This window comes from Pseudoxanthomonas gei (assembly GCF_010119615.1).
Lineage (GTDB): Bacteria > Pseudomonadota > Gammaproteobacteria > Xanthomonadales > Xanthomonadaceae > Pseudoxanthomonas_A > Pseudoxanthomonas_A gei.
The window spans coordinates 593,926-611,034 of sequence record NZ_QOVG01000001.1 but is presented as its reverse complement, the minus strand read 5'-3'; the positions used below and the strand labels follow the sequence as shown (position 1 = coordinate 611,034).

Genomic DNA, 17,109 nt, shown 5'->3' with positions numbered 1-17,109 from the left:
CCTCGCCGCACACAAGGGCGTGCGGTAAAGTCGGGCCATGGATCCGTCGCCCACCATTGCCCTGTTCCGGGGGCCTGAGATCAAGCCCTGGCTTGCGGATGTGGCCCGTCTGCGCATGACCGTGTTCCGTGACTGGCCGTACCTGTATGAAGGCGATGCCGATTACGAACGCGATTACCTCGCGGCCTATGCCCGTTCACCCCACAGCCTGTTCGTGCTGGCGATGGAGGACGGTGAGGTGGTGGGTGCGTCCACCGGATTGCCCTTGGCCGATGACAGCGCTGCATTCCAGAAGCCTTTCCTGGACCAGGGCATCCCGGTGCAGTCGATCTTCTATTTCGGCGAGTCGGTAGTGCTGCCGGCGCACCGCGGGCGCGGCATCGGTCATGCGTTCTTCGATCATCGTGAAGGACATGCGCGCAGCCTGGGCCGATTCGAATCGACCGCGTTCTGCGCGGTGGACCGGCCTGCCGACGACGCGCGTCGCCCTGCCGGCCACCGGGGCAACGAAACGTTCTGGGACAAGCGCGGCTACCGGCGCCGCGCTGGCATGACCATGCAGCTCGCATGGCAGGAGCCGGGGCGGGGCGAGGTCATGCATCCGCTCACCTTCTGGCTGCGCGACTTGGAGCAGGTCGCGTGAAGGTCGCCGTCGCCAAATATCCGGTGGGGCAGCCCGCCGGTTTCGATGAGTTCGCGGCAAAGCAGGCCCAGGTGATCGCAGAGGCGGCACGTGCGGGGGCCACCATCGCAGTGCTGCCGGAATATCTTTCGCTGGAGCTCGCCGCCAGCTTCGATGCCTCCATCAGTGGCGACCTGCACGCTTCGTTGGCGGCCATACAGGCGTACCGGCAGCCCTGGCTTGCGCTGTTCTCGCAACTGGCGCGTGAGCACCAGCTGCACCTCGTGGCCGGCACTTTCCTGCTGGCTACCGCAGAAGGGCGCTACCGCAATCGCAGCGACTGGTTTACGCCCACGGGCACGCATGCCTGGCAGGACAAGTTGCAGCTGACCGGCTTTGAATACTCGTCCGGTGTGATCGAGGGCGGTGATGCGCTCAAGGTGTTCGAAAGCGGGGAAGTGCGGGCCGGTATTTCAGTCTGCTACGACAGCGAGTTCCCGCTGCCGGTACGGGCGCAATACGAAAGCGGCGCACGCCTGCTGCTGGTGCCCAGTTGCACTGACACCGAGGCAGGTGCCACGCGCGTGCGCACAGGTTGCCTGGCGCGCGCACTGGAGAACCGCATTTTCGTCGCCCAGGCGGTCACGGCAGGGCAGGCGCCGTGGAGCCCCGCTCTGGACGTGAACACCGGCGAGGCTGCGATCTATGCGCCGATGGATGCGGGACTGCCGGCCGACGGCGTCCTGGCCCAGACCACGGGCACCCAGCTGTGGGCACTGGCCGATCTTGATTTCGCCACGCTGGAACACAGTCGCGCCGGCGCGCAGGTCGCCAATGACCGCGACTGGAGCGGGCAGCTTGCACCGGGCGTGGTGCGAGCCCATGTGTCCAGGCCGTCCTAGCTCCTACACCAGCTCCTGCAACGGCGCGATGCGCAGCGACAGGGCGGCAAGTGCGCATCCGATCGCCGTTGCGGCCAGCACGTCGCTGGGATAGTGCAGGCCCAGCACTACCCGCGACACGCCCACGCACAGGGTGAAGGGAACCAGCAACAGCGCCAAGGCCGGGTAATGGGCCAGGGCAACGATGCTGAAGGCCACCGCGTGCAGCGTGTGCCCCGAAGGAAAGCTGAATTCATCCAGGGGCGCCACCCAGGCACGGATGCGCACATCGGCAGCGAACGGCCTGGGTCGCCGGGTCCAGCGTTTCAGGAGTTTGTAGACCGCCAGGGCGATCACCCCGGTCACCGCCAGGTGCACTGAAGCAGCCAGGCCGTTCCAGCCATCGGCGATCACCATCGCTGCCATCAGCGCATACCAGAAGATGCCGTCGCCCAACCGGCTGACCACGGCGAAGAAGCGACGAGCGGGGTCCCGCTCGCACAATCGATTGGCGCGCAGGCACAGGCCGGCGTCCTGCTGGTGCATCGGCTCAAGCAGCGCTGGTGAACGCATGTGGCCTCCCCGCAGGTCCGGGATTGCTGGCAAGCTCGGCAAGCAGCGCATCGAAATCGGCCGCGACCTGCGTGGGATGCAGGCGCTCCATCGCCTTGCGCGCACGCAGGCCCATGGCAAGCCGCGCGGCGTCGTCGCTGCCAAGCATGGTGGCGGCGGCGATGAAGTCGGCATCGTTGCCGACAGCAATGCCATCGACGCCGTGGTGCACGTGCTCGCGCGCCGCGCCGTAGTCGAAGGCCACCACGGCCAGGCCGCTGGCCATTGCTTCCAGCGTGGTATTGCCAAAGGTTTCGCTGTGGCTGGGGAACAGGAACAGGTCGGCACTGGCGAAGTGCCGCCCCACTTCGGCGCCGCGTTGCAGGCCGCAGAAAATGAAGTCCGGGTTCTCCTGTGCCAGTTGTGCCCGGGCCGGGCCATCGCCCACCCACACGAAGCGGGCATCGGCTCGTAGACGCTGCAACTCGCGGAAGGCGCGCACGGCCAGCTCCAAATTCTTTTCCGGGGCGATGCGGCCGAGGTAGACCACCGCCAGCGCGCCTTCTTCAATGCCCCATTGCCTGCGAAGCGCGGAGTCGCGCCTGCCGGGATGGAACTGTTGGGTATCCACCGCCCGGGCCAGGCGGCGCACACGGGTGAACCGCTGTGATTGCAGGAACTCGCCCAGCTCGCGCGTCGGCACCAGCGTGGCCTGGGCGCTGTTGTGGAACCGGCGCATCCAGCGCAGCGCGGTGTTGCCGAGGAAGGGCAGGCCGTAGTCGCGCATGTACTGGTCGAAACGCGTATGGAATCCGGTCGCTGCCGGTATGCCGAGCTTGCGTGCCACGCGCAACGCCGACCAGCCCAGGGGACCCTCGGTAGCGACATAGATCGCGTCAGGCCGTGCCTGGCTCCACTGGCGCAGCAGTCGCGCGCTGGCAGGAAGGCCGAACTTGAGGCCGGGATAACGCGGCAGCCCCGCACCGCGCACCAGCAGGGTGTCGGGCTGGGCGGCACTTTCGCCGTCCTGGCGCGGGCGTACCACCGACACCGCGTGGCCGCGGGCGCGCAGCCCCAGTTCCAGCCCCTGCACGGTCAAGGCAACGCCGTTGATCTCGGGCGGATAGGTCTCGGTGACGATGGCATAACGCATGCGCAGCTCCACGTTTTGCGCATGCTGGGCGCGCGCGATGAAGCCGTGGTTGCAGAACAATGACCGGGGGGTGACGATGCCGTCCGGGTGACGATGGCACCTGCAGGCGCAGGTGCATGGCTGGGCTGTCCTACGGAGCCGGAGCGCCCCGCGCCGCAGCCAGCAGTGCATACCACTCCTCGCGGCTGAGTTCGATCGCGTCTGCCTGGCAACTGGCGATGAGTCGCTCCGGGCTACTGGTGCCCACGATGGGCTGGATACCTGCCGGATGTCTAAGTAGCCACGCCAGCAGGATGGCCTCCGGGCTGACCTCTTTCGCTGCGGCAAGCTGGGTCACCAACCCGGCGGCCGGTGCCAATTCCGCGGCAAGCTTTTCGGCGAAGAGCCTGCCGCCTGCCAGCGGTGACCACGCCTGCACCAGGATCCCGTACTCGCGGCAGTAATCGAGGGTGCGTCCGGCGCCGGTGTCGCCGGCCTGGTTGAACAGGATGCCGTCGGACACCAGCTGATGGTGCAGCAGGCTGAGTTCGACCTGGTTGACGACCAGCGGTTGCTCGAGGTGTTCCTGCAACAGCGAAATCTGGGTAGCGCCGTGGTTGCTCACGCCGAAGTGCAGCACCTTGCCGCTGGCGTGCAGGTGGTCGAACGCATGCGCGACTTCCGCCGGCTCCATCAGCGGGTCAGGGCGATGCAGCAGCAACAGGTCCAGGTAATCCGTATCCAGCCGCTTGAGGATGCCTTCCACCGAACGCACCAGGTGCCCACGGCTGAAATCGTAGCGCGCGGGACTGCCGGCTTCGGGATCGCCGGCGAAGCGGATCCCGCATTTGGACTGCAGCACTATGCTGGTGCGCAGGCCGGGTCGTTGCCGCAATGCCTCGCCGAACAACAGTTCCGACTTGCCGCACGCATAGATGTCTGCGTGGTCGAACAGGTTGATGCCCTGTTCCAGCGCCGTGTCGACCAGTCTGTGCGTCGAAGAGATTTCCGCGGCGGTAATTTCGGTGGCGTCCCATGCGCGGCTCAGTTGCATGCACCCGTAGCCAATCCGGGAAACCGGCAGCTCGCTGTGCGGGAGCAGATAGCGCTTCACCGGTCAATCCACGAACGGACGAAACACCACGTTCAAGCCCGCCATGTCCTGCGGTTCGCCGATCAGGTCGGCGCGCAGCAGCGGCCGGGCGTCGATCCACTTCCTGGAGATGATCAGCTGCAGCGAGTCCTCGCTGGCCTGCAGTTCCAGGCGCGGGATGGGGCCAGCCTCGTGGGCGCGGTGCAACAGCACCGAGAGCCTGAGCAGGGCCGCCTTGCGCCGGGCGCTGAGCAGCAGGCGATCGGGCAGGGCATCGAAGGCGGATTTCGGAATGCCGCGCCTCTGGGTGCGTACCAGCGCGGCCAGTACCTGCTGTTCCTGGCGCGAGAAGCCGGCAATGTCGGAGTGCTCGATCAGGTAGGCGCCATGCACGTGGTACTGGCTGTGGGCAACCGCCAGGCCGATTTCGTGCAGGCGCGCGGCCCAGCCCAGCTGGCGTGCATCGTCGTCGTCCAGCTTCCAGTCGTCCGCCACCTGTTCGAACATCCGCATCGCCGTGCCCTCCACGCGCGCGGTCTGCGACTCGTCCACCCCGTAGCGCTGGGTCAGCGAGGCCACCGAAGCGTCGCGTGGATCGTTGTCGCTGCCGCGACCGAGCATGTCGTAGAGGATGCCCTCGCGCATCGCCGCCTTGCTGACCATCAGGCGTTGCAGTCCCAATGCCTCGAATGCGGCCTCCAGCACCAGCACGCCGCCAGCGATGATCGGGCGGCGGTCGCTGGAAAGGCCGGGCAGCTCGATGGCGGAGATGTTGGCGGCCATCAGCAGGCGATCGCGCACCTGCGGCAGCGCCTCGGCGGTGATGGCGCCCTTGGTCAGCTTCATCGCCGCGCAGATCTCGCCGATGGCCTTGTGCGTGCCCGACGAGCCAAGCGCTTCCTGCCAACCCAGGGCGCGGTAGATTCCGGCGAATTGCTGGAACTCGGCGCCGACCTCGGTCAGGGCTTCCTTCCAGCGCTTCTTCGAAAGCTTGCCGCCCGGGAAGAAGCGCCGCGTGCTGGCGATGCAGCCGACCTGCAGGCTTTCACGTTCGATCTGCTCGAAGCCGCGGCCGATGATGAATTCGGTGGAGCCGCCGCCGATGTCGATCACCAGTCGCTGGTGGCCCGGCTTGGGCGGTTGCGCGTGGGCCACGCCCAGGTAGATCAGGCGTGCTTCCTCGCGGCCGGAAACCACTTCTATGGCGTGTCCCAGCGCGGTTTCAGCCGGCACCAGGAAGCTCTGCGGCGACGCCAGCTGGCGCACGGTGTTGGTGGCCAGGGCGCGCACGCGCAGGGCGGGAATGTCGCGGATGCGCTGGCCGAAACGCGCCAGGCATTCCAGGCCGCGTTGCCGCGCTGCCGTGGACAGGCCGCCCTTGCCGTCGAGTCCGTCGGCCATGCGCACGGTCTCGCGCAGCCGGTCGACCACGCGCAGCTGGCCCAGCGTGTAGCGCGCAACGACCATGTGGAAACTGTTGGAGCCGATGTCAACGGCGGCAAGCTGGTCGCCGTCCTGCAGGGGTTGGGAAGCGACAGAGGCGAGGACGGGCATGGCGGAAGTTTAACGGTAACCGGAGCATGAAGGCGGCGAGGCACTCGCCAAGCCGCATTCCAACGCCGCTGCGCAGCCTGGTGATGCGGGAAACGCCAGCAGGTCACCACCCCTCATTGCGGCCCACCTTCCTCAGACTTTCGAAAGCAGCATCGCCTGCGCGGAGTGGGGCGTCTCGCCCTCGGCCGGGGACAGCTTGTGGTACTGACCGTCCTGCTCGAGCTCCCACGCATTGGTGTTGTCGTCCAGGTAGTTCTGCAGCGCCTCCTTGAACACGCGCCTGGCCAGGTCCTCATCGAGGATCGGGAAACAGGTCTCCACGCGGTGCAGCAGGTTGCGTTCCAGCCAGTCGGCGCTTGCACAATAGAGCTCCGGGTCGCCATCGTTGCCGAACCAGTAGATGCGACTGTGTTCCAGGAAACGCCCGACGATGGAGCGCACCCGGATATTGTCGGAAATCCCCGGAACGCCCGGCCGCAGTGCGCAGGCGCCGCGCACGATCAGGTCGATCTTCACCCCGGCCTGCGAAGCGCCGTACAGAGCGCGGATGATGCGCGGCTCGTTGATGGCATTGATCTTGATGATGATGTGCGCCGGTTTGCCGCTGCGCGCGAGCTTGGCTTCCCGCTCGATCTTCCTGATCAGGCCCGGGTGCAGGGTGAAGGGTGACTGCAGCATTCGCTTGAGCCGGGTGGAAGGCGCAAGACCGGACAACTGCTGGAACAACAGGTGGACGTCATTGCCGATGTCCGGGTCGGCGGTGATCAGGCCCAGGTCGGTGTAGGCGCGTGCGGTGCCACTGTGGTAATTGCCGGTGCCCAGGTGCACGTAGCGGCGCAGCTTGCGGCCTTCGCGGCGCACGATGAGCAGCATCTTGCCGTGGGTCTTGAAGCCGACCACGCCATAGACGACCTGCACGCCGGCTTCCTGCAGCCGGTCGGCCACGCCCAGGTTGGCGTCCTCGTCGAAGCGCGCGCGCAGTTCCACCACCACGGTGACGTCCTTGCCGTTGCGCGCGGCAAGGATCAGCGCGTCGACGATCGCCGAATCCTTGCCGGTGCGGTACAGGGTCTGCTTGATCGCCAGCACGTTGGGATCGGTGGCGGATTGGCGGATCAGTTCCAGCACCGGGGTGAAGGCATCGAAGGGGTGGTGCAGCAGCACGTCGCCATCGTCCACGGTCTCGAACATCGAGTCCTGGCCGCGCAGCGTGCGCGGAGTGAAGGCGGGGTATTTGAGCTCGGGCCGGGCCACCAGGTCGTAGACCTGGGTGACGCGGTTGAGGTTGACCGGCCCGTCGATCAGGTACACGGCCTTTTCCGGCAGGTCGAAGTTCTGCAGCAACGTGCGCATGATGGGCTTGGGGCAGTCCTTGGCGATCTCCAGGCGCACGGCGGGGTTGTAGCCGCGACCGATCAGTTCGTCACGCAGGGCCAGCGCCAGGTTCTCGACTTCTGCCTCGTCCACCACCAGCTCGGAATTGCGGGTCACGCGGAACTGGTAGGCGCCCTTGACCTCCATGCCCGGGAACATCTCGTCGGCGAAGGCCGACAGCACCGAGGACAGCAGCACGAAGTCATGCTCGCCGCCAGACACGCGCTGCGGCAGGTGGATGATGCGCGGCAGCGAGCGCGGCGCGCGCACGATGGCCAGGTGGCCTGCGCGCCCGAAGGCATCCTTGCCCTTCAGCACCACCACGATGTTCAGCGACTTGTTGAGGATCTTCGGGAACGGATGCGACGGGTCCAGTCCCAGCGGCGACAGCACCGGCATGATTTCGTCACGGAAGTAGGCGCGCAGCCAGCGCGTCTGCCGCGCATTCCAGGTGTCGCGCTGCAATACACGGACCCCGGCCTCGCCCAGCGACGGCCGGATGACCTCGTTCCAGCACCGGTATTGCGCGTCAACCAGTTCGGCCGCGCGCTCGTGGATGCGATTGAGGATGGCGGCCGGAGTCATGCCGTCGGCAGCGGCCGGCAGCCCGAAATCCATGGCGTGGCGAACGGTCGCGGCGCGTATTTCGAAGAACTCGTCCAGGTTGGTGCAGGAAATGCACAGGAAGCGCAGCCGTTCCAGCAACGGCACCTGCGGATCCAGCGCCTGGGCCAGCACGCGGAAATTGAAATCCAGCTGCGACAGTTCACGGTTGAGGTACAGGGACGGATCGCGCAGCGGGTCGCCTTCGTTGGGGATGTCGATGGCGGGCAGGCTGGGATGTGCAACGGTCATGCGGTGTGGCCCTGCAGTTGGGACGAGGCGCTCGCGGGTTCCCGCGGATGTACGCGCTCCGGGTTGAAGTGTATGGAGAACACGCTGCCCTGGCCGACTTCGCTTTCGATTTCCAGTCGCGCCTGGTGCAGGTTGAGGACGTGCTTGACGATGGACAGGCCCAGGCCGGTGCCGCCGCTCTCCCGTGAACGGCTGGTGGACACGCGGTAGAAGCGTTCGGTGATGCGCGGCAGGTGCGACTGCGGGATGCCGTAGCCGGTGTCACGCACGCTGAGCACCGCGCCATCGCCCTCGCGCGCGAACGTCAGCGTGATGGTGCCGCCAACGGGGGTGTATCGCACCGCGTTGCTGACCAGGTTGGAGAACGCGCTGTGCAGTTCCTTGTTGGAACCCCACAGGTCGCAGCCGGCTTCATCCTGGACCACCAGTGCATGGCGGTGCTGGCTGAGCGCCTCGGCCTCGCGCTTCAGCGTGGCCAGCATCGGCGCCATGGCCACGCTTTCGTCGGGCAGGCTGTCCTGCGCCTCCAGGCGCGACAGGGTCAGCAGGTCCTCGACCAGTTGGGTCATGCGCTGCGACTGGCGCTGCATTTCGGCCAGGATTGGCGCCCATTCGGGGAAGTCGGTGGGGTCCAGCATGTCCAGGTAACCGTGGATCACGGTCAGCGGCGTGCGCAGCTCGTGCGAGACATTGGCGACGAAATCCTGTCGCATCTGTTCCAGCCGCAGCATCTTGCTGACGTCGCGCGCGACCAGCAGCCAGTACTGGTCCGAATAGGGAATCAGGCGCAGGTTGAGGCGCAGGTCCGGGTCCGCTGGGGAGATGGCATCCAGCATCGGTTCGGCATTGCGCCCGGCAGCCAGCCAGTGCGACAGGGAAAGCGAATTCAGGCGCTGGCTGACGGGCCCGCCCAGGTCCTGCTGCTGCAGCCCGAGCAGCGTGGTGGCGGCTTTGTTGAACCATTGCACCCGTTGGGTGTTGCGATCCACCACCACCACCGCGTCGGGCAACGCGGCCGCGGCCGCCCGGTAGGCGCGCAGCATGTCCAGCAGGCGGCGCTTGCGGGCGCGCATTTCCGACTGGCTGCGGTAGAGCAGGCGATCCAGCTCATTCCATACGCCGGCGCCATGGGCCGGTTCGATGCGCTGGCGGGCGGTGAGGCGGATGAGCACCTTGCGCAGCCTCCAGTAGTGCCAGGCCACCACGCCCAGGGCCGCCAGGGTGACTACCGGCCAGGGGCGACCCAGCAGCCAGCCCAGCAACACGGCGGCCGCCAGAACCAGGACCAACTGGCCGAGCGTCTTGAACCAGGCGGAACGGATGTGCTTGGGCATGGCAGGATTGTGTCAGACCGGTATTGCGGTTTCGCGGACCGGGACGGACGCTGGCCGTGACCCGGTCGCCCCACCCGACAAAAGAGGGTTGCCGTGCCCGGCACGCGCCGTGCCCTGGCCGTTCACATCGACGCCGAAAACCGGTAGCCCGAGCCGCGCACGGTCTGCACCATGTTTTCCACCGAGTGTGGCTCCAGGGTCTTGCGCAGGCGGCGGATGTGCACGTCCACCGTGCGCTCCTCCACGTAGACGCTGCCACCCCAGACGTGGTCCAGCAACTGGGTGCGGCTGTAGACCCGCTCGGGATGGGTCATGAAGAAATGCAGCAGGCGGTATTCGGTAGGGCCGATCGGTACCGGCGACTCACCCGCGAAGACCCGGTGCGCGGCGCCATCGATGCGAAGCCCGCCGACGGCGATGCTGCCGTCCTCGTCATCCTCGCGCGAGCGGCGCATCACCGCGCGGATGCGGGCCAACAGTTCGCGTGCCGAAAAGGGCTTGACCACATAGTCGTCGACGCCGGCCTCCAGGCCGCCGACACGGTCGTTCTCTTCCCCGCGCGCGGTCAGCATTATGATCGGCACGTCGCGGGTCATCGCATCCTTGCGCCAGCGCCGCGCCAGCTCCAGGCCGCTGGTGCCCGGAAGCATCCAGTCCAGCAGGATCAGGTCGGGGACGCGGTCGGCGATCGCGTTCTGCGCCTCGCGCGCATCGCCGGCATGGACGGGCTCGAAGTCGCCCTTGCGCAGGGCGAACGCGACCATGTCGCGGATTGCGGGTTCGTCGTCTACGATGAGAATGTGCTTCTGCATGGGTTCCTTCCTGCGTTTACCGTGGCACCTGGGGCCATCGGACGCAAGTAGACGACGTTTTTATGACTGTCCGGTGACAGCGCCGCAATCGGCCTGCCACTACGGCACCCGCGCATATGACAACAGGGTGTCAGCGGCGCCGGTCCACGTCCGGGTCGCGGATGCCCTGCCGGCGCAGTTCCAGCACCTGTGGCGTGATCGCGGCGATGCGCGCGTCCACGCGTGCCCTGGCGTAATAATCCAGGTCCTCGCGCTTCTTCAGGTTCTGCAGCTGGATCAGCGCCTGCTCGGCGCGGCCATTGAGGAAGGCGGCCTCGGCATAGGCCTCGCCGGCGCGGGCCAGGTCGCCCGCCAGCTCGTTGGCGCGGGCGAAATCCTGCTGGAACACCGGGTTGTCGGCGGAATTGCCCAGCAGCGGCCTGAGGACGGCCTGGGCGCGACGACCCGACTCCACCGTGCCCTGTTCATTCAGCACATGCGCGAACGACAGTGCGACGACCCGGTTGTCCGGTGCCTGCCGCAGCAACGCAGTGAAACGCTGGTTGGCGGCTGCGGCCCGGCCGCTCTGGGATTCCGCTTCGCCCATGGCCAGGGCCAACCACAGGTTGTCGGGATGCTTGTCCAGCAGGGGTTCCAGTTCGGCCATGGCCGCTGCCGGACTGTTGCCGCGTGCACGGGCCAGCGCCAGCCCGTATTTCTGGGCATCGCTAAGGCTTTTGCCGCTGCTCTGGCGGATCCTCTCGTACTCGGCCACGGCCGATCCGGGAGTGTCGGCGCTGAGCACGCGGAGCCTTTCCCTGGCCCATTCGAACTGGCCGCTGCCGCCCTTGCCCAGGTCGCCGACTGCGTACACCAGGGAAACGGGCAGCAGCGGGTTGAGCGTGCCAGGCGCAGTGCCGGTCGACCTGCTGACGCTGGTGGTGGGGGCGCTCGTGATCCTGATCTGTGCGGCCCGCTCGCGCGCCTCGCTGATACGCGTGGTGGTAACCGGGTGGGTCTGCAGGTAATCCGGCGTGCGCTCGCGATCACCGCCACGATTGCCGCGCATGGCCTGGGACATGCGTTCGAAGAAGCCGGCCATGGCATCCACGTCGTAGCCCGCGCGCGCCAGCGTGCGGATGCCCACCCGGTCGGCCTCGGATTCGTTGGAGCGCGTGTAATCGATCTGGCGCTGCTGGATAAGTCCCATCGCGCTGGCCATGGCGGCCTGCGAGGCATCGCCGCTTGAATTCCCACCCGCCGCCTGCGCCAGCACGATCGCGCCGAGCATGCCCAGCAGGATCGGAATCTGGTCGCGTTGCGCCCGTTCCACTCCGCGCAGCACGTGTTGCTGGGTAACGTGGGCCACCTCGTGGGAGATCACCGCGGCCACCTCGTCCTCGCGCTCGGCGGTCAGGATCAGTCCAGCGTTTACCCCGATATAGCCCCCCAGGGTGGCGAACGCGTTGATCTGGCGGTCCTTGAGCAGGAAGAAGTTGTAGGGCTGGCGGGGCTGGTCGCTGTCGGCGCCCAGCCGCCCGCCCATGTTCTGCAGCCATTCGCCCAGCAGCGGGTCCTCCAGCAGATAGTTGTAGTTGCGCAACTCGCGCAACATCATTCCGCCGTATTCGGCCTGTCGCGCCGGCGTGAGCAACTCGCCGGCCGATGAACCGATGTCGGGCAGGCTTGAGTCCTGTGCCTGGGCCACGGGGGCCGCCAGGGCCAAGGTCAGTGCGAAGGCGAGCAGGGATGGGCGCAAGCGTTACTCCGGGGGGTCAGGTCTTGCAGGCCGGCGCAGGATGACGTGTCGCGTCGCCGGTCGAGTGAATGGGTGGTTAAGCTTCAGCGTTCCAGTTTGCAGGCTGGTAACGGGGTGCCATGCCACCATAGTTGTCTGACCCTGTTTCCTGCCGAGAATTCCCGTGACCGAGTCCGCTGCCCCGGAGATCACCCTTTACACCACCGCCATCTGTCCCTACTGCGTGGCCGCCAAGAACTTCCTCAAGAGCAAGGGACAGGTGTGGACCGAAGTACGGATCGACCTGGACTTCGAACAGCGCCAGGCCATGATCGCCAAGGCCAACCGTACCAGCGTGCCGCAGATATTCGTCGGCCAGACCCACGTGGGTGGCTACGACGACATGATCGCCCTGCATCGTGCCGGAAAACTGGAACCCCTGTTCGCTGGTGCCGGGGACGCTGCGTGAGTGGCGCAGGAGAAGGGTCCGGCAACGACCGCCTGGTGGAGTTCACCCAGTTCCGCCAGCGCATGAACGAACGCATCCTGGCCGAGCCGAACCAGGTCGTTCGCCGCTTCTTCGCCCTAGACACCCAGACCTACCAGGCCGGCGCGCTGGACCTGAAGACCAAGGAACTGCTGGGCCTGGTGGCGTCCATGGTGCTGCGCTGCGACGACTGCATCAGTTACCACGTCGCCCAGTGCAAGGAAGCTGGCGTGACCCGCGAGGAGTTTTTCGAGACTTTCTCGGTGGGCCTGGTGGTGGGGGGCTCCATCGTCATTCCGCACCTGCGCCGCGCGGTGGATTTCCTGGACCAGCTTGAAGCCGGCAGTCCGCCGCCGGCGGTGCACGACCACGGCTGAAACCGCCTGCGCGGGCCCTTGCACCAAGGTCTATTTGGGTCGGCAACCCCCCTTGAGGCATAATTGGCCTTCAATTTTCGCGAGTGCGTCGGCTGCGAGCCGGGCTTCGCCCCTGTTCGGAACCCAACGCAATGACCCAGACGATCACCGTCATCCGCGGCGATGGCATCGGCCCGGAAATCATGGATGCCGCCCTCTACGTGCTCGACGCCATGAAGGCCGGGCTGGTTTACGAGGAGGCCGACGCCGGCCTGGTGGCCCTGGAAAAGCACGGCGAGCTGCTGCCGCAGGCGACCATGGATTCCATCCGCAAGAACCGCATCGCCCTGAAAAGCCCGCTGACCACGCCGGTCGGCGAAGGTTTCAGCTCCATCAACGTGGAGCTGCGCAAGCGCTTCGACCTGTACGCCAACGTGCGCCCGGCCAAGTCGTTCCCGAACACCAAATCGCGTTTCCCGACCGGCGTGGACCTCATCACCGTGCGTGAAAACACCGAGGGCGCGTACATCGGCGAAGGCCAGATGACGTCCGAGGACGGCATGACCGCTACCCTGACCCAGAAGGTCACGCGCGCCGGTTCCGAGCGCATCGTGCGCTATGCCTTCGAGCTGGCGCGCCGCACCGGCCGCAAGAAGGTCACGGTGGTGCACAAGGCCAATATCCTCAAATCCACCTCCGGCCTGTTCCTGAAGGTTGCGCGGGAAGTGGCCGCCGAGTATCCCGAGATCCTCTGCAACGAGATGATCGTGGACAACACCTGCATGCAGCTGGTGATGCGTCCGGAGCAGTTCGACATCATCGTCACCACCAACCTGTTCGGCGACATCATCTCCGACCTGTGCGCCGGCCTGGTCGGCGGCCTTGGACTGGCGCCGGGCGCCAATATCGGCAAGGACGCGGCGATCTTCGAGGCAGTGCATGGCTCGGCCCCGGACATAGCCGGGAAGGGCGTGGCCAACCCATGCGCGCTGCTGCTGGGCGCGGTGCAGATGCTCGAGCATATCGGCCAGCTGGAAAATGCCGAGCGCCTGCGCCACGCCATCGTGGCGACACTGGAAGCCAAGGATTCGCTGACGCCGGACCTGGGCGGCGAGGGCACGACGATGTCGTTCGCCAAGGCGATTGCCACCCGCCTCTGAGTGCGCCGGTAATTCGTACAAAAACGGGACGCTCAGCGTCCCGTTTTTGTTTCAGCCTGTCCCAGGCGTGGGCTTTGTGGCGCCCGCGATGCCACGCACAATCACGGGCCGGCCCCACCCAGAGCAGATGCCATGCAAGTCCGCCCTAGCGCAGTCGCGCTGACACCGCTGCTGGTTTTCCTGCTGGTCTTCTTCGGTGCGGGCCTGTATTTCACCTCGCAGGGCGATGCGATGGGGTTCTACCAGCTGCATGCGCCCGTGGCGATCCTGCCAGCCCTTGCGCTGGCCCTGTGGATCGCGCACAGGCGCGGGATCAAAGCGGTGGACACGCTGCTGGGTGGCATTGGCGATTCCAACATCATCCTGATGTGCCTGATCTTCCTGCTGGCCGGCGCATTCGCGATGGTCACCAAGCAGATTGGTGCGGTCGATGCGGTGGTGTCGCTGGGCGTTGGGGCGCTGCCGCCAGCCCTGATCCTGCCGGGTCTGTTCCTGATCGCGGGATTCCTGTCGCTGGCCATCGGCACATCGATGGGCACGATCGCCGCGGTCGCACCCATCGCTCTGGGCATTGCCGACGCATCCGGGCTGGACCGCGCCCTGGTCATCGGCGCGGTGATCGGCGGCGCCACGTTTGGTGACAACCTTTCGGTAATCTCCGATACCGCCATAGCCGCTGCCCGTACCCAGGGCTGCAGCGTGCGCGAGAAATTCCGCGAAAACCTCAAGATAGCCCTGCCAGCGGCCGTACTGACTGTGCTGTTGCTGGCCATGGTGGGGGATGCTTCGCCCGCGCAGGCGGCGCAACCGGCATCACCGTGGCTGGTGTTGCCCTACGTACTGGTGCTCGTTCTGGCCGTGATTGGTTTGGACGTGCTGCTGGTGCTCGGCGTGGGCCTGGTGGTTGCGGGGCTGTTCGGCTATTTGAACGGGCACGACTACGGCATCTCGGCGTTCTCGACGGACATCTATTCCGGCTTCGAAAGCGTATTCGAAATCACCCTCCTGGCGTTGTTCATCGGCGGCCTGGGTGCGCTGATCAAGGCCAGCGGCGGCCTCGCCTGGCTGGCCCGGGCGATCTCGCGCATCGCCCGCGGCAGCGAGGGACGCCGCACCGGCGAGTGGAGTATCGCGGCGCTGGCTTCGGTCACCGATGTATTCACCGCCAACAACACGGTGGCCATCCTGATCAGTGGCAGCGTCGCGCGCGATATCGCCGAGCGCCATGACGTGCCACCCGCGCGCGCGGCGAGCCTGCTGGACATCTTCGTATGCAGCGTGCAAAGCCTGCTGCCTTACGGCGCGCAGATCCTGCTGGCTGCCTCGCTGGCAGGGCTGTCGCCGCTGGCGCTGGTCGGCACCGCCCATTACTGCTGGTTCCTGCTCGGCGTGACCATTGCCTTCATGCTGTGGCCGCACCGCCGCAAGGCACGCATCGTGGCTGAAGCCTGAAAAAAAGAAGGGGCGCAATGCGCCCCTTCCTTCGTGCAATCGCTGGCTGCTACTCAGCGCGAGTTGAGCTTGGACAACAGGCGCAGGAACTCGATGTACAGCCATACCAGCGTCACCATCAGGCCAAACCCGCCGTACCACTCCATGTACTTGGGCGCGCCCTGCTCGACGCCGGTCTCGATGAAGTCGAAGTCCAGCACCAGGTTCAGCGCGGCAATCACGATGACGAACAGGCTGAAGCCGATGCCGACCAGGCCCGACTCGTGGATCAGCGGGATGTTGATGTTGAACATGCCCAGGATGATCGTGGCCAGGTACACCAGGGCGATGCCGCCGGTGGCCGCCACGACGCCCAGCTTGAAGTTCTCGGTGGCCTTGATCAGGCCGCTGCGGTAGGCAAAGAGCAGGGCGAACAGCGTGCCCATGGTCAGCATCACCGCCTGCAGCACGATGCCGTTGTACATGTGGTTGTACATGGCCGAGATGGCGCCCAGGAAAAAGCCTTCCACCAGCGCATACAGCGGCGCGGTGACAGGGGCCCAGGTCTTCTTGAAGGTGGTGACCAGGGCCAGTACGAAGCCGCCGATCAGCCCGCCCCACAGGTACAGGCCGCCGCCGGTCGGACCTGCGTCGGTGAATTCGATCTGGCTCCATGCGAAAGTGGCCGTCATGACGGCCAGCAACAGCAGGATGCCGGTCTTGTTCACGGTGCCATTGAGGGTCATCGCCCCGGCATCGCGCGATACGACCGCGCCGGTACCCAGGTCAAGGAAGGTGGATTCTTTCAGTGCCGGATTACCACTACGGATCATTGCTTGCGCCCCTTGGTTTGGACAGGTGTCCACATGCGTCGAGGATATCGCATGGAAGCTGCGGCGGCGCGTCAGCCTGAATGTCTGGTTTGACAGCAGCAGCGCAGGTTCCGACAATACGCGGCCTTGTTGGCCTGTACGGCAGCGCGGGGCCCGAGTCGGGGTATAGCGCAGTCTGGTAGCGCATCTGGTTTGGGACCAGAGGGTCGGGGGTTCGAATCCCTCTACCCCGACCACTTCAGGTGCTGGCCTCTGGACAGGATGTCCTCCTGGCTGGATGCGACAATCCCGGACCGGGCGCCCGTAGCTCAACCGGATAGAGCACCGGCCTTCTAAGCCGGCGGTTACAGGTTCGAGTCCTGTCGGGCGCGCCACTGCGGTATCTTGTGTGTGTTGAATATGGTGGATGTAGCTCAGTTGGTTAGAGCACCGGATTGTGATTCCGGGGGTCGCGGGTTCAAATCCCGTCTTCCACCCCATATCGAAAGTTGTCGCGGCGGGTTACTGATTCCGCAATGACTTGTTACAATCTCCAGACAGTTTCAGGGCTGTTAGCTCAGTTGGTAGAGCAGTTGACTCTTAATCAATAGGTCGAAGGTTCGAATCCTTCACAGCCCACCAAACATGAAGCGCCCGGTTCCGCCGGGCGCTTTTTTGTGGCCGGCCGGGCGCATGGATACAATGGACGGGCCCGAGCGAAAGTGGCGGAATTGGTAGACGCACCAGATTTAGGTTCTGACGGGTAATCCCCGTGCGGGTTCGAGTCCCGCCTTTCGCACCAGGCCTGCAGCCTGATTGCCCAGCCAGCCCAGCGCCGATGGGGGCCAGCGAATTCCGGGATTCGAGGCTGATGGCCGGCTGCGCCGCGTCCACCCCTGTGGATTTCCTGCCGGAGTGCCTGCGGGTCCGTCCCGCC

15 protein-coding genes and 5 tRNA genes are annotated in these 17,109 nt (G+C 66.0%); 11 read left to right on the top strand and 9 right to left on the bottom strand.

What is annotated here, in order from left to right; all coding sequences use genetic code 11:
* Window positions 1-37: 37 nt before the first annotated feature.
* Both DT603_RS02795 and DT603_RS02790 read left to right on the top strand, forming a co-directional pair.
* Window positions 38-643: a GNAT family N-acetyltransferase gene (locus DT603_RS02795; protein WP_162348292.1), complete on the top strand. Its 606-nt coding sequence runs from the start codon at window positions 38-40 to the stop codon at window positions 641-643.
* Window positions 640-1,524, top strand: coding sequence for a nitrilase-related carbon-nitrogen hydrolase (locus tag DT603_RS02790; protein WP_162348291.1), 885 nt, complete (start codon window positions 640-642; stop codon window positions 1,522-1,524). The genes DT603_RS02795 and DT603_RS02790 overlap by 4 nt, the downstream gene beginning before the upstream one ends.
* A gap of 3 nt (window positions 1,525-1,527) precedes the next feature.
* On the opposite strand, the gene DT603_RS02785 is transcribed toward DT603_RS02790, so the two are convergent.
* From DT603_RS02785 to DT603_RS02750, 8 genes are all read right to left on the bottom strand, one after another.
* Entirely contained in the window at window positions 1,528-2,076 is a 549-nt protein-coding gene (locus DT603_RS02785) for a phosphatase PAP2 family protein (protein WP_425500918.1), read from the bottom strand.
* A complete protein-coding gene (locus DT603_RS02780; protein WP_162348290.1) occupies window positions 2,054-3,208 on the bottom strand; it encodes a glycosyltransferase family 4 protein in 1,155 nt (384 codons plus the stop codon). The genes DT603_RS02785 and DT603_RS02780 overlap by 23 nt, the downstream gene beginning before the upstream one ends.
* Window positions 3,209-3,338: 130 nt before the next feature.
* Window positions 3,339-4,301 (bottom strand): aldo/keto reductase, encoded by a 963-nt coding sequence (locus tag DT603_RS02775; protein ID WP_162348289.1) that lies wholly within the window; start codon window positions 4,299-4,301, stop codon window positions 3,339-3,341.
* A gap of 3 nt (window positions 4,302-4,304) precedes the next feature.
* Complete coding sequence (gene ppx, locus DT603_RS02770) at window positions 4,305-5,834, bottom strand: exopolyphosphatase (protein WP_162348288.1); 1,530 nt, start codon at window positions 5,832-5,834, stop codon at window positions 4,305-4,307.
* Window positions 5,835-5,966: 132 nt separating this feature from the next.
* Complete coding sequence (ppk1, locus tag DT603_RS02765) at window positions 5,967-8,063, bottom strand: polyphosphate kinase 1 (RefSeq protein WP_162348287.1); 2,097 nt, start codon at window positions 8,061-8,063, stop codon at window positions 5,967-5,969.
* Window positions 8,060-9,397 carry a phosphate regulon sensor histidine kinase PhoR gene (gene phoR, locus DT603_RS02760; RefSeq protein ID WP_162348286.1) on the bottom strand — a complete coding sequence of 446 codons (1,338 nt, stop codon included), beginning with the start codon at window positions 9,395-9,397 and terminating at the stop codon, window positions 8,060-8,062. The genes ppk1 and phoR overlap by 4 nt, the downstream gene beginning before the upstream one ends.
* Before the next feature lie 122 nt (window positions 9,398-9,519).
* A complete protein-coding gene (gene phoB / locus DT603_RS02755) occupies window positions 9,520-10,209 on the bottom strand; it encodes a phosphate regulon transcriptional regulator PhoB (protein ID WP_162348285.1) in 690 nt (229 codons plus the stop codon).
* A 130-nt stretch (window positions 10,210-10,339) separates the two neighbouring features.
* On the bottom strand, window positions 10,340-11,947 hold the full coding sequence (locus tag DT603_RS02750) for a M48 family metalloprotease (RefSeq protein WP_162348284.1): 1,608 nt from the start codon (window positions 11,945-11,947) through the stop codon (window positions 10,340-10,342).
* A gap of 163 nt (window positions 11,948-12,110) precedes the next feature.
* Between DT603_RS02750 and grxC the strand changes: the two genes are divergently transcribed.
* The 4 genes from grxC to DT603_RS02730 all read left to right on the top strand — a co-directional run bounded on the left by grxC (window position 12,111) and on the right by DT603_RS02730 (window position 15,381).
* Entirely contained in the window at window positions 12,111-12,395 is a 285-nt protein-coding gene (grxC, locus tag DT603_RS02745; RefSeq protein ID WP_343037703.1) for a glutaredoxin 3, read from the top strand.
* Window positions 12,392-12,790 carry a carboxymuconolactone decarboxylase family protein gene (locus DT603_RS02740; RefSeq protein ID WP_162348283.1) on the top strand — a complete coding sequence of 133 codons (399 nt, stop codon included), beginning with the start codon at window positions 12,392-12,394 and terminating at the stop codon, window positions 12,788-12,790. The genes grxC and DT603_RS02740 overlap by 4 nt, the downstream gene beginning before the upstream one ends.
* A 131-nt stretch (window positions 12,791-12,921) precedes the next feature.
* Window positions 12,922-13,929 (top strand): isocitrate dehydrogenase, encoded by a 1,008-nt coding sequence (locus DT603_RS02735; protein ID WP_162348282.1) that lies wholly within the window; start codon window positions 12,922-12,924, stop codon window positions 13,927-13,929.
* A gap of 132 nt (window positions 13,930-14,061) precedes the next feature.
* Complete coding sequence (locus DT603_RS02730; protein ID WP_162348281.1) at window positions 14,062-15,381, top strand: Na+/H+ antiporter NhaC family protein; 1,320 nt, start codon at window positions 14,062-14,064, stop codon at window positions 15,379-15,381.
* A 53-nt stretch (window positions 15,382-15,434) separates the two neighbouring features.
* Here DT603_RS02730 and DT603_RS02725 read toward each other — a convergent pair whose 3' ends face one another.
* Window positions 15,435-16,193 carry a Bax inhibitor-1/YccA family protein gene (locus DT603_RS02725; RefSeq protein ID WP_162348280.1) on the bottom strand — a complete coding sequence of 253 codons (759 nt, stop codon included), beginning with the start codon at window positions 16,191-16,193 and terminating at the stop codon, window positions 15,435-15,437.
* Window positions 16,194-16,352: 159 nt separating this feature from the next.
* On the opposite strand from DT603_RS02725, the gene DT603_RS02720 reads away from it, so the two are divergent.
* The 5 genes from DT603_RS02720 to DT603_RS02700 all read left to right on the top strand — a co-directional run bounded on the left by DT603_RS02720 (window position 16,353) and on the right by DT603_RS02700 (window position 16,974).
* Window positions 16,353-16,429, top strand: a tRNA-Pro gene (locus DT603_RS02720).
* Between the two features lie 61 nt (window positions 16,430-16,490).
* Window positions 16,491-16,567: transfer RNA gene (locus DT603_RS02715), tRNA-Arg, on the top strand.
* 28 nt (window positions 16,568-16,595) lie between these two features.
* Window positions 16,596-16,672 (top strand) — tRNA-His (locus tag DT603_RS02710).
* A gap of 66 nt (window positions 16,673-16,738) precedes the next feature.
* Window positions 16,739-16,814: transfer RNA gene (locus DT603_RS02705), tRNA-Lys, on the top strand.
* A 74-nt stretch (window positions 16,815-16,888) separates the two neighbouring features.
* Window positions 16,889-16,974 (top strand) — tRNA-Leu (locus tag DT603_RS02700).
* Window positions 16,975-17,109: the final 135 nt, after the last annotated feature.